Below are 21497 nucleotides of genomic sequence, written 5' to 3' on the forward strand. Positions count from 1 at the left end.
TTACTCCCCCTTATACATTGGTTTGCGTTTTTCCTTGAATGCCTGTAATCCTTCTAATCTATCTTTCGTATGGATTACGCCCTCATACGCCTGTTTTTCCATTTGTAAGCCGGTATGTAAATCTACTTGAATACCATTTGAAATTGCTTCTTTTGCTAATCGAACGGCAATTGGACCATTATTAGCAATTCGATCTGCAATTTCAATTGCTTTCTCTTCTAGTAAATCAGCTGGTACTACGAATTCTACTAAACCATATTCTTTCGCTTCTTGCGCCGAAATACGTCTTCCTGTATAAATTAATTCTTTCGCTCTACCAACTCCAATTAATCTAGGTAATCGCTGCGTACCACCCGCTCCAGGTATTATTGCAAGGGAAGTTTCAGTGAGACCTAGACTTGCAGTGTCAGAAGCAATTCTAAAATCACAAGCTAAGCTTAATTCAGTACCTCCACCAAGTGCGATTCCATTTATTGCAGCAATAACTGGTTGTGGTAATTGTTCAACCATCTCCATAGTAGAACGAATCATACCCACAGCATGGCGAACTTGTTCTTCATTCATGTTGGCACGCTCTTTTAAATCAGCACCAGCGCAAAACGCTTTTTCGCCAGCCCCTGTTAAAATAACAACGCGCGTATTTGATTCTTCGTTTATTTGAGTTAATATAGTTTGTAATTCTTCTAATAATGCCAAAGATAATGAGTTAGCTTGTCTTTCACGATTTAACGAAATCTTTACAACATGCGGTGTAACATAGTCAACGGAAATGTTTTGTAATTGTAGCATCTTCTCACCTACTTATCGTTTTATGTTGAAGCGCTCTATACACATGACTCGGTAATTGGATATTTAACTTACTTTGAATAAAATGACTAGCTCTCAATAACTTTTCTTCGTCTATATTTGTTTGGACACCTAACTTATGGAGCATATGTACTAAGTCATCAGTAGCAACATTACCCGATGCTCCTGGTGCATAAGGACACCCTCCAAGTCCACCACAGGAACTATCAAACGTTGTAATACCATGTTCTAAAGACTTAACTACATTTGCCAGTGCCATTCCATACGTATTATGAAAATGCATTGCAAACTGCGAAGCATCATACTTCTTTAATAAATGCTCTAATACTTGCTCTACTTGTAATGGATTTGCTACACCGATCGTGTCACCAAGAGAGATTTCATAAATGCCGTATGAGAATAGTTGATTACATATTTCGTCAACTGCTGTGGCACTTATATCCCCTTCATAAGGACATCCAAATACAGTAGAAACATAGCCTCTTACCTTTTTCCCTTCGAATGTTGCCTGTTTTGTTATATCTTCAATTACACCTAATGCTTCTTTAATTGGTTTATTAATGTTGCTTTTATTATGAGATTCACTTGCTGATAAAAAAACATTCACCTCATCTACATTTTGCAAAAAAGCTCGTTCCAAACCATTTTGATTTGGAACAAGCGCTGCATATGTAACATTTGGATCCCTTTTTAGCTCAGAAAATACATCACTTGCATCTGCTAATGCAGGAACCCATTTAGGGTGAACGAATGAGGAAACTTCAACGTACGACAATCCCGCTTCTGTAAGTAGTTGAATCCATTTTACTTTATCTTTTGTGCCAACAATCTTTTTTTCATTCTGTAAGCCATCACGTGGCCCGACTTCTTTAATGACAGCAAAATTAGGTAGTTTCAATTCGCTTCCCCCTATATCTCCCTATTCAATTTCTAGTAATACATCTCCTTCATTTACAAAATCGCCTTCTTGTATGTTAATTTTCATAACAGTTCCGGCTTCTTCTGAAACGATTGGAATTTCCATTTTCATAGATTCCAAAATGACGACATCCTGCTCTTCCTCTACTGTGTCTCCTACTCCTACAACAATCTTCCAAACATTTCCTGCCATCGATGCATATACTTTCGTCATCATTTTTTCCCCCTTAATATTCATAAATCTTATTTTTTAACAAGTTGTTTCGTTACAAAACCCGTTGTATAAATACCACTTTTGAACACATCATCTTCCAATACTTGTAGTAGCATTGGTGTATTCGTTTTAATACCTTCTACTTTTAACTCTTGCAGCGCATCCTGTAATTTTGAAATCGCTTCTTCACGAGTTTCGCCATGAGCGATTACTTTCGCAATCATTGGATCATAGAAAGGTGTAATCGTTACTTGATTCTCCAAAAAGTGATCAATACGTACATTTGTCGGTAACGTTAAATCTGTAATTTTCCCAGGTGATGGGAAGAATGTTTTCGGATCTTCTGCATAAATACGAGCCTCGATGGCATGACCACTACGTTTTACATCATCTTGTGTAAATGATAGCTTCTCACCATATGCGATAAGTAATTGTTGTTCAACTAGATCTAACCCAGTAATTTCTTCTGTAACTGGATGTTCTACTTGTAATCTCGTATTCATCTCTAAGAAATAAAAGTTCTTTTGATCATCTACAAGAAACTCCACTGTGCCAGCATTTGTATAACCAAGAGCTTTAGCAGCTTGTACAGCAACTTCTCCCATAGCCTTTCGTGTACCTTCATCTAAAAATGGTGAAGGCGCTTCTTCAATTACTTTTTGATTTCGGCGCTGCACTGAACATTCACGTTCCCATAAATACACTGTATTACCATGTGTATCTGCTAAAAGCTGAATTTCAATATGGTGTGCATCTGCTATATAGCGCTCTAAATACATTTCTCCGTTACCAAAGAAATTTTGCGCTCTTGTTTTATTACTTTCAAATGCTTTGGTGAGCGTTTGCTCAGTCTCCATCAACTGCATTCCAATGCCTCCGCCGCCCGCGGATGCCTTAAGCATTAATGGATAACCAATTTGTTTTGCAATTTCAATTGCTTCTTCAGCAGTTTCAATATTTGTAGTAATGCCTGGAACTACTGGCACATCTGCTGCTTGCATCGCTATACGTGACTCAATTTTACTTCCCATCTTAGTAATGATTTCTTCTGAAGGACCGATAAATACGATTCCTTCTTCTTTACAGCGAATCGGAAAAGATGGATTCTCTGATAATAATCCATACCCCGGATGGATTGCTTCAGCATTTGTCTTCTTAGCTATTTCTATAATTTTTTCAAGGTTTAAATAGCTTTCTTGGACACGTGGGCCCCCTACTAAGTAAGCTTCATTTGCCAATTTTACATGAAGGGCATTTTCATCAGCCTCAGAATAAATAGCAACGGTACGAATGCCAAGTTTTTGACAAGTTTTCATAATTCGAACTGCGATTTCCCCGCGATTAGCAATTAATATTTTTTGAAACATAGTGACTCCTCCTTTTTATCTACATCCTAAATGTCTTGCAATTACGAGACGTTGAATTTCAGAAGTTCCTTCACCAATTTCTAACAGTTTTGCATCACGAATATATCGTTCAACTTCATATTCACGCATATAGCCATATCCACCATGAATTTGTACCGCATGATTCGCGATACGACTAGCTGCTTCAGATGCAAACAACTTTGCCATAGCCGCTTCTTTACCGAAAGGTTTATCGTTATCTTTTAACCAAGCTGCTTTATGTACTAAATTACGCGCTAATTCCACTTCAGTCGCCATATCAGCTAATTTAAATTGAATCGCTTGGAAATTAGAAATTGTTTTACCAAATTGTTGACGTTCTTTCGCATATTGCAATGCACGTTCAAATGCAGATTGTGCAATACCTACTGCTAATGCTGCGATTGAAATACGTCCTCCATCAAGTGTATATAAGAATTGTTTAAATCCTTTATTTACATCACCAAGTATATTTTCTTTCGGTACACGCACACCATCAAGTACGATTTCACAAGTATTAGAAGCACGAACACCCATCTTATCGTAAGGGCTTGAAATCGTTAACCCTTCACTAGTAGTCGGTACGATAAATGCAGAAATACGTTTTCTACCATTGTCTTCAACACCGTTGATAGCGGTTACAATAATTGTATTTGCATACTCTGCATTTGTGATCCAACACTTTTCGCCACTAATAACATATTCATCGCCATCTAATATTGCTTTCGTTTGTGTGCCCCCTGCATCAGATCCAGCGTTTGGCTCTGTTAATCCGAAAGCACCTAATGTTTTCCCTGACGCCATTGGAACTAAATATTTTTGTTTTTGTTCTTCTGTACCGAAATAATAAATTGGAGAAGCACCTAATGAAATTGTTGCAGCATAGCTTAAACCAGTACCACCACAAGCACGACCAATTTCTTCAACTGCCAACGCGTACGATAATGTATCGCCACCTGAACCTCCATACTCTTCTGGGAATGGGATGCCTAATAATCCTAGTTCGCCCATTTTTTGAAATGTTTCATATGGAAACTCTGCAGTTTTGTCATAATACACAGCTTTCGGTGCGATTTCCTTTTCAGCAAAGTCACGTACCATTTCTTTAATCATTTGTTTTTCGCGAGTTAGAGTAAATTCCATTCCGCTACACACCCCTTATCGAATATTGAGTTTCGACAGCGTACGAGTTTCTACTACAAACATTACTTCTTAAAAGACACGAATATTAGTTAGACAATTGCTATAATTCTGTCATAACTTAATTTTAAAACAGATTCTGTACCAATGCACAAAAAAATTCCTACATTGTTCTACAACAACATAGGGTACTTTGTGTCGAAATATGTATTTTTTTGTTTTATAATCTCTATCTTTTTCCGAATCAGAAATTATCACTATCGTTTCTGGGGATGGTTCGAAATATGTTTTTAATAATACTTTTCATCAAATCAAATTGCCCACGATTTTAAAATAGTAATCAAACCGCTAAGTGTTTTTCTCTTCCCTGCATATTTATGAAACACCTCAGCCAATGCTCATGCTATTTTTAAACTGTGTTTTATAATACCTGAAAATATGCCCACATACACTTCAATTTGATAAATAGAGCGGCGTATGCATTAATAACTAATAAAAGATCTTCTCGCTATTTCCAAATACTACCTTTCGCGTTGGTAACATTACATCCTAATTTTTTATCCTTCACCTGGCTATATGCCCTAAATAAAAATCTTTAATCAAGTTATAAATTTAAATGGCATTCATATTTCAATTAATTTGTAACGTTTTAAAATGTGCGATTGTTAAAGAACTTTTAAAGAAATGTTCCCTAATAATAAAATTCGACAATCCACTTTCTAAATCACCTAATTTTAACGTTTAATTTAATCGATTTTTTTCGATTTCATTTCACGTCGTGTAAAAGTATCTTTATCCATTCGACTATTATCTTAAAATCAATCCAATTAAATTCATAAACTATGCGTATACTTACTCCTACTTTTCTGCTAGCAAACTATCAATAATTTCGTTTTGGAAGTCCATAAAGTCCACTACTTTTCACGTCACTCCAAAGCGTTGTCCGATTCACATCGAGTTCTTACGTTAATTCATCCTGTGGCCTATTGTTGTTTTTTTGTCTTAGCTCGTTTAACTTAGCCAATATTATGTTACGCTTCTCTTCTGAAATAAAAAAAAGCAATCGATTTTATGTCGATTGCTTTGAATTTCGTGTATCTTTTGTAGTTCTTATACATATTATAATGTCTTATTGAAAGTCTGTATTAAACAACTAGATTCACCACTACTCCAGCGTGATCAGATGGCTAAAGAGTCGTTATCGTTATATCAGCGTTTGAATTCAGATTTTCTAGCAGAATTAACGATAGGTATTTAGCCGGTCTCAACAGCAATTCGTTCCTTTATGCAACTTGAACAACCGGCGAATTTCGCATAATTTATTTCATTACCTCCGTGGCGTTAGTCCATACAATATAAATTGAATCGTATTTTCAATTTCCACTTCATCGTCCCATTTCTCTTCAGGCAATAATAAGAACCTCGTTAAGAGTAATCCTAATACAGCTGATAACGTAAGTCGTAATACAGAAGATGGTGGTATTTCAATAATTGTCCCTTCTTCTTGAAACTTTGCAATCAACTTTTTAAAATGTACAAGCAGTTCTGTTTCTATTAATTGTTGTATTTCACTTTTTAGTTCAGGCTGAAATGGTACTTCTTGAATTAATATTTTTATCATTGGAAAGTGCTTTTTAGCAAATTCAAATCTATTTTGAATTATTACTCTTAATAGTCCTTCATACGATTCATAATCTGTTTTAAATATTTCTTTTGCAAAGGCTTGTACGAAAAATGGTGCAGCAAACTTTGTTAAGGTCGGCATCACGACTGCAAACAATAAATCTTTTTTCGTTTTATAGTAGCGGAAGATTGTTCCTTCCGCTACACCAGCTCGCTTTGCAATTTCACTTGTTGAAGTTGAGGCGTACCCTTTTTCTCCAAACATATCAACAGCTGCCTCTAATATACGCATTTGACGTTCATTACGTTTATCAGTATTCGTTGCGGCAACTAATTCTTCCAGCCAATCCTTCTTCATTTATAAAGCTCCTTTTTGTCGTCATTATATTTTGCGATGTTTCTTTAAAGCAAATATATTTCCTACTGCAAATAATAGTGAAAAAAGAAGTAAAACAGTAAGATCTAAAGCAATTTCTGTAAACCCTTGATTCCGAATCATTACTTGTCTCATTGCGTCAGCACCATACGTGAGTGGAAATAATTTACCTAACATTTGTAACCATGTATTCATGGATTCCATTGGAAACAACCCAGAAAAGAAGACTTGTGGCACGATAACAAGCGGTATAAATTGAATCATTTGAAATTCATTATTTGCGTATGCCGATAAAAATGTGCCTAATGTTAGTGCAGTTAAAGAAAGCATACATGTTATAAGTAGCGTTAGCCATATTGAGCCAGCTACATATAAATCTAAAATATAAACTGAAAAACTTACAATTATAATAGATTGTATAAATGCAAAGATTCCAAAACCAATAATATATCCTAAAACTATTTCCCATCTTCTCACTGGTGTGGACAATAACCTCTCTAATGTACCACTTAAACGTTCTCTTACAAAAGATACTCCGGACAATATAAATACAAAGAAAAATGTAAAGAAACCAATTAATACGGGACCAAGCCCATCGAACATCGTAATGTCTTTAGAGCCATGTAAATAATCCACTTCAGGCTTCATCATTGATACATTATTCTTCTCTGTACTCTTTTGCAATACTTGAAGTACTGCACGGTTTTTTGATGAATCACTGCCTTCTAATAGAAGATTCATTTTTCCATTTTCTAAATGAATTACTGCATCTACCTTTTGCTTTTCTAATTCCGAAATTGCTTTGTCTTTACTATATTCATAAATTGATGCTTCTTGATTTTTCATTGCTTTTACTATAGGAGCAGGTACATCGACTACAGCAATATGCGGTATATAGTCTTTTTGTGTAAATATTAGCGATAATAACCAAAGTAATAACATTGGTGCCCCAAACATCATTGCTAAAGAACGCTTATCTCGAAAAAATTGACGAATGATACGGATGACTACACCATTAACTCTCATGATTCAATCACTCCTTCTAACATAAAGACATCTTCAATTCGTCCAGAAGATGTTTGTTTTTTCAATTCCTCCGGTGTGCCAATCGCAACTAAATTCCCTTCTCTAATTAGCCCTAGACGTTCGCAAAACTCAGCTTCATCCATAATGTGCGTTGTTACAATAATAGTTGTTCCTTTCTTTTTAAGGTCATAAAACTTCTCCCAAATCGATTTTCGAAGTAGAGGATCTATCCCAACTGTTGGCTCATCTAAAATCAATATTTCAGGTTCATGAAGGAGTGCTATCGCCAATGATAAACGTTTTTTCATTCCACCTGAAAAATGCTGTACTTGCTTTTTCATATGCTCTGATAATTGTACAAGTTCAAAAACTTCTCCGATTCTCTCTTTCTTACGCTTACCTTTTAACCCATACATCGTTGCAATGAAATCTGCATTTTCATATGCCGATAGTTCTTCGTATAATGCATCAGCCTGAGCCATATAACCAATTCTTTTCATTTCATTTAGATTAGGCATGTTTGTATTAAAAACAATTACATCCCCTGTAGTTGACTCATTAATACCTGCAATCATTTTAATGAGTGTTGTTTTCCCTGACCCGGAAGGTCCAACCAATCCAAAAATTTCTGCTTTTTCTATTTGCAACGAAAGGTTATGCAAAACTTCTTTTTTTCCAAATTTTTTTGATACATCTCGTAAAATAATTGAAGGTTGTTGCACTAAAAATCCCCCTTTTCTTCAAAATGAGTGAGTACTCACTTTTATTTTACTCTCGAATTATTATATGTCAAACTTTTCAAACATATATTTTTTCTGTTATTTACTAAATCAATGAAACAGAGTCGACATTAGAATATCTTTTCTTAAAGTCGACTCTGTTTCATTGTAAATTATTCGATTTTTGTTATGTTTTTAAATTTAAATACCTTTTAATTCTAGCAACATCTAAAGAATATTCGATAACTATTTGCTGTATTGGTAATATAACCGTTTCCGGATATAAATGTGCATATTGTAACGTTTCTGCATACTTTTCTAACCGTTTTTCTAAATACTTTACAATTTGCTCAGGATGACTTACTAATAAAGACGTACTATAATAATGAATTTGCTCCTCAATCGCCGTATATTCTTCAATTTCAAATTCTTTATGCATTTGTACACCCCTTTATATTTTTAATATCGCTTAATAATAACTATTTTAACTCGACTAATTTTTAAGTTTTTTGATTATTTACACTATAACAAACTCAATAGGTCAAATTTTGTTACTTTATGTAACGTTGAAAAATTTTAACAAAATTGTAATGGAAACTTGTACTCAAGAAAAACTACCTTTAAATTATTCCCCTGAACAAAAAAGTCGTACAGATTAATTTAACTGCACGACTACAATCTCAGGTCTATTAAAAACTCTTTGCGGAATGATACTATTGCCTAATCCTCTACTAACTATCATAGACGTATTTTGTTGTTCATATAAACCCGCTGTATATTTGGGCAGCATTCCTTGATTAGGAGCAACTAATCCCCCGATAAAAGGTAACCGAACTTGTCCCCCATGTGCATGACCCGATAAAACTAAATCTACTTGCTCATCAGCATACTCTTCTAAAAATTCAGGCCTATGAGATAGCAATACTTTATATCCATCTGGTTGCGTTTTATCCTTTGCTTTTATAATTTCAGCTTTTACAATACTTCCTTCGCCACCGTTTTCATTAGTAAAATCAGGATCATCAATACCTAGTAAGTATATTTTTTGCTCACCTTTTTGAATACTTACATACTCATTTCTTAAAACAGTAACATGGTATTTCTTCAATTCTTTCTCCAAACTGTTATATTTCCCTGACCACTTCTCATGATTCCCTGTCACAAAATATACTGGATACTCCGTCACAAGTTCTCGTATTACTTGCAAACTAATTTCTGCATCATATGATTTACTGTCAATTAAATCACCGGTAATAACAATGATATCAGGATTCAAGTTTTTTACTTTTTTAATTAAAACATCTTGATTTTCACCAAATTTTTTATTATGTAAATCTGAAAGTTGGAGAATTTTAAACCCTTTAAAAGAGGCAGGAATTTTGCTAGATGATATATTAACTTCACTTACACTTATTAAATTGTTCTGCAAATATGAAAATATACTAATACCAACTATTGTACTAATAATCAAAATGACTCTATTAATATTTTTTTTCATAGTTTCTCCTTTTTATTTTCATAAAACACTTATATATGTTAACTGAATTATATTATACTTTTTTGAAATTGTTTATATCAATAAAATAATGCAGTACATGAAATTTTCATTCCGGATACGTAATATATGTTCATTATATTTTTACTTTTATCCTTTTAATAATAAGAATACAAAAAAAACGATTCTTTTCACACGAAAAAGAATCGTTTTCTAACTTTATACTTTCAAAAACATCATGTTAAGAAATGCCAAAACAAAAATACTATCACCTAAGAGCATTAACAATAATTTCAGTTGCCTCTGCAATTAGTTGATTATCATAGGTAGCCTCTTTCTCATCTTTACTGGATAAAATTGCGATGATAATGGGTGCTCTATTAGGCGGCCAAACGATAGCAATATCATTTCGTGTCCCATAACTTCCAGCTCCTGATTTATCTCCAACTACCCAGTCAGTTGGTACGCCTGCACGAATAAGTTTGTCTCCTGTAGCATTTCCTTTCATCCACTCTGTAAGAATTTTACGTTTATCAGCTGGAAGTGCATTTCCGACCGTAAAAGCCTTAAGATTGGTAGCAATTGCTTTTGCTGTACTAGTATCACGAATGTCTCCTGGAATAGCCTCGTTTAACTCTGTCTCAAAGCGATCAGCCATAGTAACCCGATCACCCATCTGTCTAAGCGCTTTTTCATATCCCTTAGGTCCGCCTATTTTATGAAATAAAATGTTCCCTGCAGTATTATCACTGGAACGAACAGCAGCCTCAGCAATTTCTCCTAGTGCCATTCCGGTATCTACATGTTTCTCAGTAACAGGTGAATATTCCACTAAGTCGTCTTTCGTATAAGTGATAACTTCATTTAATTTCTCAATTGAGTTTTGCTGTAGCAATACTCCTGCCGCTAATGCCTTGTAGGTTGATGCAAAGGCAAATCTTTCGTTAGGTCGATAAGCAATTGTTCGATTTGTACCAGTATCAATAGCATACACACCTAATCGAGCATCAAATTTTTTCTCAAGTTGAGAGAATTCTTTATACGTCGCATGATTTTTATGTTTAACTGGTCCGGTCTTTTCTTTCGCTTCAACTTGCAATGCCCCTCCTGTAAAAGCTTCTAGACTTGTAAGACTTAAACCTAATATACCAACGCATATACCTATTTTTAGCATCCTCTTGTTTTTCAAAATCATCATTCCTTTCAAATTTTCAATATTGAAAACAAGTAGTAAATTCAATACACTGTATCCTATTTGAACACCTGTTTTTATACGTACACATAATAGACCATCTAAGAAACAAGTTTGTTCCATAAATTTAAAACCTTTTTAACTAGTAGCCAAGATATTAACAAAAGTAAGAGATAGCAACTATGATAGCTGCTATCTCTTATTTCAAATCTCACTTTTTCTTTAACTTATAAAGGCTTTTATATAAACAGGGTCTCTTCCCCTGAGAAAAGTGCACAAATTTTACTAATTTTGATTCGAACTATCTGTACTAGCAGCTTCACCATGTATACGTTGCTTTTTTAAATCAAAGTATACATCTAAAATTTCCTTCCCAATTATAGAATTAATTCCATTTTTATCATCATGAAGCCATGGGACTACTACAGAAAATGCTACTTCTGGATTATCATATGGAGCATATCCAACTAATGTTAAGTTGTAACATTCCATACGTTCTCCTTTTGCATTTCTACCAATTGGATCATCTCCACCATATACAGTTTGAGCTGTCCCTGTCTTTCCTGCTGGTTTATATGGCGCATTTTTGAAATACTTCACGCCAGTTCCATCACCTTCTTGGAATACCCATCTAAATCCTTCTTTTATCCGATCAATATGTTCTTTCTTCATATCAACTCGATTTAATACGACAGGCTCTATAGAGCGTATAACTTTGCCAACTTCCTCTTCTTTTATTGATTGCTCTCGTATTTCTTGTACAATTTGGGGTTGCATTCTATATCCACCATTTGCAATAGTTGAAATATATTGTGCCAATTGCAATGGCGTATAAGTATCATACTGACCGATAGAAAAATCTAGTAAAAACCCAGGTTGACTATCTACTTTTCTAGTTTGCCCAATTATTTCATTCGGTAAATCAATACCTGTTGGTACCCCTAAACCAAATTGTTTAAAATAATAACGCATTTTATCAAATGCTTCTTGTTTAATATCCAATGAACCATTCGGTACGTAATTAACTCCCGCAATTTTTAAAGCTGTCTGGAACATGTATACATTCGAAGATACTTGTAAAGCTCGTAAATCATTAATATTACCAAATCCGGATACATTCCATGATTTCTTGGCTTGTGTACCTTTAAATTTCATCGGTGCATCATAAAATTGATCTCCTGGCTGTATTGCCCCTGTCTCATATCCAGTTAATAACGTTGCGCCTTTTACAGCTGACCCTAGCTCATACGAAGTTGTCATGTTACCTAATGCCAAATCCTCAATCTCTATTTTCCCTTCTTTTTCTACAATCTTTTTGCCTGCCATAGATAAAATCTGTCCGTTATTCGGATTTGTCATGACGACAAACGCTCGGTCCAACAATGGCTCTGAACTCTTAAAAGCTCTCAAATTTTTCTCTATACTTTCTTCCACTTTCTTTTGTAATTCCATATCAATCGTTAATGTTAAACTACTACCACTTTTTCCTTTGGAGATTATTTCTGTGTTTATAATGTTTCCTGATTTATCAGTAATGTTTTTCACTTCTTCTTTTGTGCCGTGTAATACATCTTCATATCGTTGTTCAATATAACTTTTTCCTACACGATCATTACGGTTATATCCACGTACCAAATAAGAATCTAAGTTTTCTTTCGGTAATCCTTCTTCACTACTTGTAATATTACCTAACACGGAACGAAATAAATTACCATTTACATAATTACGTTCCCAATCAACTGTTGTATCTACTCCTGGAAACTCCGCAAGTTTTTCACTTATCCGCGCATATTCTTGATCTGTCACATCTTTTTTTATAATTTGTGGTGTCAGTTGATAACCTGAACTCATTTTACTTTTAATAGCTAACACCTTTAAATCTTGTGCTGTTAATTCTGCCAATTCTACTTCTGTAACGCGACTTCGTCTTAAGTCTTGAATTTTTTTGTCTAGTTCTTTTCCCTCTATTCCCTTTTCTTTAAAATTTCCTATGTCTTTTTTAGTAATCTTTGATTCCGCACGTTTCGTATTCAATTGCATCCAGAAATCTTTTTTATCGATATCGGTTAACTTATTTATATCTTGTTCAGGCATTTCAAGTACTTTCGCCAATTCTTTTGCTGTTTTTAAAATATCTTCACTCGTAATCCCCTTCACCCTTGTATACGTAATTGCGCGAAGAGATTTATTATTAACGACCGTTTTCCCTTCTCGATCTAGAATTTGTCCACGTGGAACTGGTATACTAGTTGTTTCATTTTGACTGTTTTCCACTTGGTTCTTATAAGCCTCTCCCTCAACGATTTGTACTTTTCCTAGCTGCATAATAATAGCTGAGAATAGTACAAATATGCATAGGAACATTATATTCAATCGAATAGATATATATGTCTTCTGTTTCTTTACTTTTTGTTCTTTCATAAACCCTCCATATAATTCTTCCGGAAATCCTCACTAATACTTAGTAAATAAATATACTAAAAGTGTTCCCTATATATTAGAAACCACTATTCAGTTATAATAGTGTCTTATCTTTTTTGTTAAATCCTTGTAAGCATCCATTTCTTTGGATTTAGCCGCGTAATTGATAAATCTCCCTTCCTGTTTTTTTCTCTATTTTTTTGTCGCCTGCATTAGAAATGCTAAACTGTATAATGACTCATATTAAACTTACACATAGACTTACTATTAACATGTACTTTTTTTCATACTGATTGTTCCTTTCTTCATGCTGTAATACTTAATAGACAACCTAAGTAATAAAGTTGTTCCACATTTACAAAAAAAATAATTAACTATAAGATGAAATAGGCTACATAAGGGAGGGTTATATGTTACATACGAAAAGATGGAGATTTTTTGCGGTTCTTTCTATTGTAGGTTTGATTTTACTAATTTTATTAAAAATCAACTTCATTTCAATTACTATCGCAACTTCTTCAGCTGAAAGAGGAAAAATTTTTGATCAAAATGGTGTAATACTAGCTACAAATAAGAAAGTTAAATCTCTATATTGCACTTCTAATGATGAAAAGCTATCGAATCAAGATACATCAAACACATTAGCTTTTTTCAATCAATTTTCAAGCGAGTTTCAACATGACATTTCTGCGGAGGACATAAAATCGCAATTACAACAATCTTGTAAAAAGCAGACTATGAATGGTATACCGTTATACTCTGACATAAATGAGAATGAACTTACATTCATAAACAAGAACAGACCCAATAATGTAATAATCAAAGATGAATTGATTCGATATTATCCTAAACACGAAATTGGTTCCCAGGTAATTGGGTATGTAGAAAATGACCTTAATTCTAAGTATGGACCTGTTGGAAAAAGTGGGATTGAGCTTCAATATGAAAACGATTTAAAAGGAAAACCAGGAAAAACTCTTATTTTTAAAATGAATAATAAAAAGTTCTTATGGAACATTCAAAAAGTACAAAAAGGAAAAGATGTCAGGCTAGCTTTAGACTCTAAGTTGCAGCAAAAAACAGAGGAAGCATTAAGATCTCAAATTAAGAAAATACGTGATGCTAATGCTGGTTATGTTGTAGTAACCGATGTAAAAACTGGTGCAATTTTAACTATGGCCAATTCGGCAGTTTTTGATCCAAATATATTACATACACATGTATCATCTAAAAAAGAAAACATTAAATCACTTTCGCAAAATAAAGCAATTCAAAAATTAAAGTATGGTGAGTCTTATGTAAATATGGCCTCTACTATAAAGCCACTTACTATTTTAATTGGATTAAACGAAAAGCTTTTTCAACCCGAAGATACTTATTTAGATAAAGGTACTTTTCAGTATGATAATCAAAATAACATTACTAATGCACCTGGAACGCCAACAGGTGAAATTACACCGAGTCAGGCTATCATTAATTCATCTAATACATTTATGACAGCAAAAGTAGCTCTTCCCTTATTCAACCAAAATAATGGGAATATAGAAAAGGTGGCAAATATATGGACAGATTATTTAATGCAATTCGGCCTTCGTTCTAAAACTGGGATTGATTTACCCTTTGAAGAAGACGGACAATATGAATTTCATCCATCTAATAAGTTTGAAAATGGTATCTCCGCTTTATTAAATGCCTCTTGGGGAGGAAATGAAGTGCATACTCCTCTTCAACTCGCTCAATATACAGCAATTTTGGCAAGTAAAGGCGATAAATATAAACCTCAAATCGTAAGTACTATTATTGGTCAGGACGGTAAGGAAACAAAAAAGTTTAAACCAATCTTAGAAAGTTCAAATCGTTATCCTATGAAATTCTGGAGTGTCGTGCAAGGTGGGATGAGTCAAAATATACAAGAAATTAAAAACTTGCCCTTTCATGTCGCAGGTAAAACAGGTATAACAGGCTCTCCAAACGAGCAAGAAAGAATGATAAATCATTCTCTTTTCATTGCATATGCTCCTACCGAAGATCCACAAATTGCTATTTCTGTCGTTATTCCTGGTAGTAATTCAGAAAAAAATATTGCAGCTCTTGTTACATCAGAAATTTTAGAGTCCTGGAATACTCTTCAAAAAGAAAATAAAAACAAAGAGGAAGGTTCATTAAAGTGAACCTTCCTCTTTTACCATATAGAATCTATATTTATTATTTCCCATATACCTTCATCATTCTTTTCAAATATGAAAGAATATTTAATATCAGTTAAAACATACTCTTTTTGTACATATCCAGTATAACCGTTAATTGTCGATATTTTTATATATCCATCATTCTGCGCTTTTTCTGGAATCAAAGCTTTTACCATTTCATTAGATACTTCATATAAAACTTGTGATTCTCGTTTTGGTTCAGCTAAAATTTTCGTTTTATTTCCAGTAACAGTTGCATATATAAAATGCGATTGCTTTGGTTGGTTACTTTCTGTCAATCCACTTGGTACTTTGTATACTTTCTTTGTATCATTTGCAAATTCTCCCCCCATTGTAAGAGCGACTTGCAACTCATGAAAAATATCCTCATCAAACTTCAATTCATCCCTCTTATAACTCTTCCCTTTAAATAGAACTTCATCATTTAATGCTCTATACAAATCATTTTCATTTTTTGAATTTGTGCTTCGATATAAATCATTCATAAATTGTTTTAATGATGGATCTTGAGCAGACTCATCTTTAGTTTTCGGCTTAATTTGAGTACTACTTTGTACCGGTGATTTATTATCATCAAGCCAAGGTTGTTGAACAATAAAAAATAACATTGTACAAACCAAAACAACTACAACAGGCAATGCTTTTTTACGAAATGGTCTCTTATATGTTACAGAATCTACTTCACTATTTTGATATACCGATTGCTTTATTTTATAAATAAATTCTTCTTCATCTTTCCGATGCTCCATTGGGCCTTTTTTCAATTTACTATACCAGTCAGGATTTTTTTTACTGTTCATCACTTCTACCCTCCCCTATTAGTTTTGAAACCTTACTTCTCGCTCGGCTTAATCTAGATTTGACTGTTCCAATTGATACACCTAATGTTTCAGCCATTTCTTCATAAGACAATTCATATTTCGCGTCCAATATTAGTATTTCGCGGTGTTTTTTAGGTAGTTTTAATACAACATCCCACACATCATTCATTTCCTCTTGCTTAAAAAACTCTTGTTCTGCCGATGGAGATTGCTTGTCATCACTAAAAAATCCCACTAAAGATATCCTTTTAAAATAAGAGGATTTCAAATAGTTTATTGCTGTATTTCTTGTAATTTTTAATATCCACGTTTTAATAGATGACTCCTTTCGAAACGAATGCCAATGTTTAAAAACCTTTATAAAGACATCTTGTGTGATGTCATCTGATAAGTGTGGATCTTTCGTAATAATAAATGAATAATTCCATACATCTTGCCAATAGTCTTTTATAACATAGTCAAGCTCATCATGATTACATTTTTCAATAAACTTCTGTTCCATTTCCACACCTCAAACTTATTTGAATAAACATAAAACTGCCCTCACTTTTAATATGGTTTCAATATATAGACATGATACAAGTTTCATTTGTTCCATTGTTTATCTTTTTTTTGATAGAAGCATCCTCCTGAAAAATGTAAAGGTGTACAATACATTTCATTAAATAATCACCTTTACATTCTTTTTGATGACAGACTCCAAAAAACAAGTAATGCATACAATGTTAAAAATTTACTCATAAAAATCTGATTATGATTCCTTAAATTTCACGCAACACTCCACTTGTATCACCTATTTTTTCTAAGAGCATACTTATTTGTGTGCTCTATTTATTTTTTACTAAATAACTGTTTTGTTAAAGTTTAAAATTACCCTCAATTGTCCATTTCAATTTGTTCTACTCTCATATTTATTATTAGCAATGCCAACCTTTCAGAAATGAAAATAAAGATGAGGTATCAACTTTCTAGAGATACAACAAAAAAGCATTCTCGATTAGAAAGAATGCTTTTTTGAAACTTTATTGTTCTTTGTTTTTCCCAATTTACACCTTTGAGTTAAGCATACATATAATAATTTCAGAAAAAGATTTCACCTTATAATTTAGTGTTATTTCTGAAAAACATGTTTTACTTTTTCGCCTGGAACATTACTCCCCCCTCTTCCTTTTACATCTTCAATCATCATGGTAACAATCATGTCTGGCGCATTTGCATCAAAAGCTGCAAACCATCCAAGTTCTTTTCCGTCTGCTTCTTTCGACTCCTTCAGTTCTGCTGTACCGGTTTTACCAGCAAGAGTTACACCATCAACCTTAGCAATTCTCCCAGCGCCATCAGGGTCATTAATGACTTTTATTAATGCACTCTTTAATATCTCTTGATTCTTTTTAGAAACCACGTTTTCTTTCCAATTTCCCGCTACTTTTGCTTCTTTTAACAGATGAGGCGACGGAATATTCCCTTCATTGACAATCGGTGCATATGTTAATGCTAAATGAAGTGGTGTCATTAATACTTGTCCTTGTCCATATCCCGTATCTGCTAGTTGAATATCGTTTTTTATCCCATCTTTTGCAATTATTGAAATAGGAAATTCGTATTCGATTGGTAATTTTTCATGAAATCCGTATTTCTTAAATTCATTTACATACTGATCTTTTCCCATTTTCAAAGCTTGTTGAGCAAAATAAATATTATCAGAGTACTTCATTGCCTTATCAAAATCAATTGGACTAGCTTCCTTCACACGTGTTACATAATAATTTCCCCACGATGAATCTTTTGTCCATTTTAATCCTTGAATTTTATATTCTTCTTTAGGATTTATTGTTTTCGTTTCCAAACCAATTGCACCTGTAATCGTTTTAAATACAGAACCTGGTACAAATGCTTGTGTGAAGCGATTCATCATTGGCAGTTTCGAGTCGTTATTCCATGCTTCCCGTTGAGCTTTTGATGCTCCTCTAACTATTGTATTTGGATTATAAGCAGGGCTACTTACGAGTGCAATTGTTTCACCCGTTTTAGGATTGACCGCTGCACTAGATCCTGCTTCATTTTTCATCTCATTAAATATTTTTTCTTGAATTGCAGCATCAATTGTTAACGTAACATTTTCCCCTTCTTTTGCTTCTTTTTTTGCTAAGTTTTTAATCTCTTTTCCGTTCTCATCTTCCATAAATACGCGTCCACCCTTTTCACCACGCAATTTATTCTCTAATACTTTCTCTAAACCTGTCTTACCCACTAAATCATCTGCTTGATAACCTTTTTTTTGAAGCGATTTTAACTCCTCTGCATTTACCTTTCCTATATATCCCGTTAAGTGTGCCGCTGCTTCTCCTAATGGATACGTACGAATATTTACTGGGCGAGATGAAACTCCTTCTAATTCAATATAATCATTCTGTCTGGTTCCCTCTTTTAAAATACCAATTGGTACAAGGGAATCTGGTTTTATCCATTTCGCTGTGAGCTTCTGATCGACCTCTTCTATAGACATATCAAGTAATTGTGCTACTATTTCTTTCGTTTGCGCTGCCGTTTCACCTAGTTTCTCTGGAATAATTCCAACTTCAGTCGCTTTACCATTCGTTGCAAGCCCTTTTCCATTTCGATCATATATTTCTCCGCGTTTTCCTTGCTCTGTTTGCATACGTACTTTATAATCTTTTTTCATACCTGGGAAAATGAAGTCTGGTGTCCAATCTATTTTCCAAGATTCCTTATCTTTCACGAGTTTTGCTTCATGGATGAATGAAACTGTTCCTCCATCCGTATCCATTTTAACTTCAAAAAGAAAACGTTCTTTATCTTTAGTATTCTCTCCTTTCGTTTTAATTTTTAAATTCTTAACTCCTATACCCTCATAGATTTTTTGATATTTCTCTGTGAAATCCTTTTTAGAAATCGTTTTTTTTGCATGTTCTGATAAATGATCATACATATTTGCAAATTTTTTATCATTCCATAAATTGATATATTCTTCAAATGCTTGTTTTGGCGGTTCGTTTTTATTACATCCTACCAACATAACTCCAAAACAAAAGAAAAACAGCATCCATAATTTTTTCAATTCAATCTTCTCCCTTAGTTAAAAATGATTATTCCTTTCTAAATATATTAAATAAAAAATGTTTTAACGCTTAATAGACAGTGTAAGTAATGAAATAGTTCCACATTTACAAAAAAAATTAAATTTATGGTTAAGCTGCATTCAAAAAGGGAAGATTTTAAAATTCTTATAAACGAAAGAAGCGAATATATTTAGCGAACGTTATCATTATTAGTGTTGTTTTGACAATTTTATTTCAGTTACTAATACTACTTCTTTAGTTGAAAGAGGTAGTATTTTTGATCATAATGGTTCGATCTCATCCAAAGTATTTTCACAGCAAAAAGGGTTCTGGTGCAAACACTCCACAACGTTTGTAAGTAACCTTCTAAACTTGGACATACTGATACTAGTACTCTAAAAAAGGACGTAATCAAGTACATTATCAGCCTGGACTAATCTTATTAACAGTAAGATAGTACCTGCGATACAATTTAAGCTTTCGAAGAAAATGGGTAAATTGCGATAAATTCAATAATATAAAGGTTTCAAATGTGAACTGATATTTAATAGTTTACATCGAGATTTATTTCATTCATCAAGGTTTACTTTAGTAAATGAAAAGGATAGTTAGCCCTCATAATGGACTAACTATCCTTTTATTATTTTTTTCTTGACTTAGAGTTCACTCTAACCATTATAATCGACTCATAGTTCATTCACGATAAAATCAATTGGATAAAATTCAGGAGGGACCGGAAAAGCTAAAATCAAAAGTGGCTGACATTAACGCAGACCTGGATGTTGTTATTCGAACTTTCGATTTATCTGTTACTACAATTGTACGTTAAGAAGTCAGTAATTCTTGTTATTTTTTCCTTATTTTGTTTTCTCTTAATAGTCGTAAATCTTCTATAATATATTTAGTGCATATAAAAGAGACGGAACCATAAAATCAGCAAATTAGAAAATAAAACAGGATGGGAGTCAGTTATTATGGAACAATCAAATAAAGCGTTTAGCGAGGCATTAGTAAAATCGTTAAGAGGAGAACGAGGACATCTTCCCATCAAGAATGCTTTGTCGGATATAGACGTGGCGCTTGCTGGAAAACGCAGAGAGGAACTTCCTTATTCTATTTATCAATTAGTGAAACACATGACCTACTGGCAAGATTTTCTCTTATTATCCGCCCAGGGGAAGAAGCCTGCATTGCCTGCCCATGTAAAAGAGAGCTGGCCTGAAGAAAAATGTCCTGGCAGTGAGGAAGAGTGGCAACAGATTATTCAGTATTTTCTTCAGGGGATTGAACAGGCATGCACGATTGCCCAAACCGTTCAATTGGACAAAACATTGGAGGAATGGCCTGGTGAAACCCCGGGCGGTGTTCTACGCAATATTGCATCTCACAACTCCTACCATTTAGGAGAAATTGTGCTGATTCGCAGATTATTTAGTGCTTGGCCACCGCCAACAGGCGGATATCCGTTCTAAACAAAGAAAGGGCTCCAACCCATGCCCATTAACTTAAGATTTTGAATTACCCCCAAAACGAAATTTTTACCACTTTACAGTTATTTATGAGAATTAAATTCATTTTTTTCATTACTGGGGAACAAACATTTTTTTAACTTAATGGAGAGAGAGTACAAAAGCACAAATTTCATCTCCGAAAAAAATAAAAAAACGATTGCTTGGATCCTAAGAGGCAATCGTTTTTTCTTTTTAAGCTGTTTGTAATGAACAATTACAGGTTTAAAATATTATTTAGTGTTATTTCTGTTTTCCAAAACCTTCTCCATATTATTAGTCGCCCATTCCTTCACTAATAGGATAATTGGACGTAGTGACTCTCCAAGTTTTGTTAATAAAATATCAACCATCTTTCTCATACAATCTTGCATACTACAACTTTCTAATATAACGGATCCAATTCTTTCACAAAAACAAAAAACTGCTGGAATACCCCAACAGTTTTTTAATCGCTAAAACTAATATGTCTTGTAGCATAATACATTTTGAAAAAATATGAACTTCCTTAAGGGATTTTCATCAGCTGTTATTCATTTCCTATTATGTAAGTCATAGCACT

17 protein-coding genes and 1 pseudogene are annotated in these 21497 nt (G+C 33.7%); 3 read left to right on the forward strand and 15 right to left on the reverse strand.

Annotation, left to right across the window (positions count from 1 at the left end; genetic code table 11):
• The 12 genes from JTF23_RS25255 to JTF23_RS25310 all read right to left on the reverse strand — a co-directional run bounded on the left by JTF23_RS25255 (nt 1) and on the right by JTF23_RS25310 (nt 13316).
• Nucleotides 1-789, reverse strand: a complete 789-nt coding sequence (locus tag JTF23_RS25255) for an enoyl-CoA hydratase (RefSeq protein ID WP_002161717.1) — start codon at nt 787-789, stop codon at nt 1-3.
• 4 nt (nt 790-793) lie between these two features.
• Nucleotides 794-1705 (reverse strand): hydroxymethylglutaryl-CoA lyase, encoded by a 912-nt coding sequence (mvaB, locus tag JTF23_RS25260; protein ID WP_002110006.1) that lies wholly within the window; start codon nt 1703-1705, stop codon nt 794-796.
• 21 nt (nt 1706-1726) lie between these two features.
• Nucleotides 1727-1942, reverse strand: coding sequence for an acetyl-CoA carboxylase biotin carboxyl carrier protein subunit (locus JTF23_RS25265; protein ID WP_204210051.1), 216 nt, complete (start codon nt 1940-1942; stop codon nt 1727-1729).
• 26 nt (nt 1943-1968) lie between these two features.
• Entirely contained in the window at nt 1969-3306 is a 1338-nt protein-coding gene (locus tag JTF23_RS25270) for an acetyl-CoA carboxylase biotin carboxylase subunit (RefSeq protein ID WP_002200449.1), read from the reverse strand.
• 15 nt (nt 3307-3321) lie between these two features.
• A complete protein-coding gene (locus JTF23_RS25275; protein WP_016104901.1) occupies nt 3322-4467 on the reverse strand; it encodes an acyl-CoA dehydrogenase in 1146 nt (381 codons plus the stop codon).
• Between the two features lie 1324 nt (nt 4468-5791).
• Entirely contained in the window at nt 5792-6445 is a 654-nt protein-coding gene (locus JTF23_RS25280) for a TetR/AcrR family transcriptional regulator (protein WP_016104900.1), read from the reverse strand.
• A 24-nt stretch (nt 6446-6469) separates the two neighbouring features.
• Entirely contained in the window at nt 6470-7489 is a 1020-nt protein-coding gene (locus JTF23_RS25285) for an ABC transporter permease (RefSeq protein WP_204210052.1), read from the reverse strand.
• Nucleotides 7486-8211: an ABC transporter ATP-binding protein gene (locus tag JTF23_RS25290; RefSeq protein WP_078181596.1), complete on the reverse strand. Its 726-nt coding sequence runs from the start codon at nt 8209-8211 to the stop codon at nt 7486-7488. The genes JTF23_RS25285 and JTF23_RS25290 overlap by 4 nt, the downstream gene beginning before the upstream one ends.
• A 184-nt stretch (nt 8212-8395) precedes the next feature.
• The gene (locus tag JTF23_RS25295; RefSeq protein WP_204210053.1) at nt 8396-8647 is read right to left on the reverse strand and encodes a hypothetical protein; all 252 of its coding nucleotides are present in this window, start codon (nt 8645-8647) and stop codon (nt 8396-8398) included.
• A gap of 216 nt (nt 8648-8863) precedes the next feature.
• Nucleotides 8864-9706 (reverse strand): metallophosphoesterase, encoded by an 843-nt coding sequence (locus JTF23_RS25300; protein WP_204210054.1) that lies wholly within the window; start codon nt 9704-9706, stop codon nt 8864-8866.
• 265 nt (nt 9707-9971) lie between these two features.
• On the reverse strand, nt 9972-10898 hold the full coding sequence (gene bla, locus JTF23_RS25305; protein ID WP_374100907.1) for a class A beta-lactamase Bla1: 927 nt from the start codon (nt 10896-10898) through the stop codon (nt 9972-9974).
• 282 nt (nt 10899-11180) lie between these two features.
• Nucleotides 11181-13316: a peptidoglycan D,D-transpeptidase FtsI family protein gene (locus JTF23_RS25310; protein ID WP_204210055.1), complete on the reverse strand. Its 2136-nt coding sequence runs from the start codon at nt 13314-13316 to the stop codon at nt 11181-11183.
• A 410-nt stretch (nt 13317-13726) separates the two neighbouring features.
• Between JTF23_RS25310 and JTF23_RS25315 the strand changes: the two genes are divergently transcribed.
• Nucleotides 13727-15487, forward strand: a complete 1761-nt coding sequence (locus tag JTF23_RS25315; protein WP_204210056.1) for a peptidoglycan D,D-transpeptidase FtsI family protein — start codon at nt 13727-13729, stop codon at nt 15485-15487.
• 11 nt (nt 15488-15498) lie between these two features.
• Here JTF23_RS25315 and JTF23_RS25320 read toward each other — a convergent pair whose 3' ends face one another.
• From JTF23_RS25320 to JTF23_RS25330, 3 genes are all read right to left on the reverse strand, one after another.
• Complete coding sequence (locus JTF23_RS25320) at nt 15499-16326, reverse strand: SH3 domain-containing protein (RefSeq protein ID WP_204210057.1); 828 nt, start codon at nt 16324-16326, stop codon at nt 15499-15501.
• On the reverse strand, nt 16316-16849 hold the full coding sequence (locus JTF23_RS25325) for an RNA polymerase sigma factor (protein WP_204210058.1): 534 nt from the start codon (nt 16847-16849) through the stop codon (nt 16316-16318). The genes JTF23_RS25320 and JTF23_RS25325 overlap by 11 nt, the downstream gene beginning before the upstream one ends.
• Nucleotides 16850-17458: 609 nt before the next feature.
• Nucleotides 17459-19426 (reverse strand): penicillin-binding transpeptidase domain-containing protein, encoded by a 1968-nt coding sequence (locus JTF23_RS25330; protein WP_204210059.1) that lies wholly within the window; start codon nt 19424-19426, stop codon nt 17459-17461.
• Between the two features lie 737 nt (nt 19427-20163).
• On the opposite strand from JTF23_RS25330, the pseudogene JTF23_RS28295 reads away from it, so the two are divergent.
• Both JTF23_RS28295 and JTF23_RS25340 read left to right on the forward strand, forming a co-directional pair.
• A pseudogene (locus tag JTF23_RS28295) lies at nt 20164-20250 on the forward strand (SDR family NAD(P)-dependent oxidoreductase); the annotation flags it as partial.
• A gap of 151 nt (nt 20251-20401) precedes the next feature.
• Complete coding sequence (locus JTF23_RS25340; protein WP_204210060.1) at nt 20402-20899, forward strand: DinB family protein; 498 nt, start codon at nt 20402-20404, stop codon at nt 20897-20899.
• Nucleotides 20900-21497: the final 598 nt, after the last annotated feature.

The organism is Bacillus sp. RIT 809 (assembly GCF_016892495.1).
Classification (GTDB): domain Bacteria; phylum Bacillota; class Bacilli; order Bacillales; family Bacillaceae_G; genus Bacillus_A; species Bacillus_A cereus_U.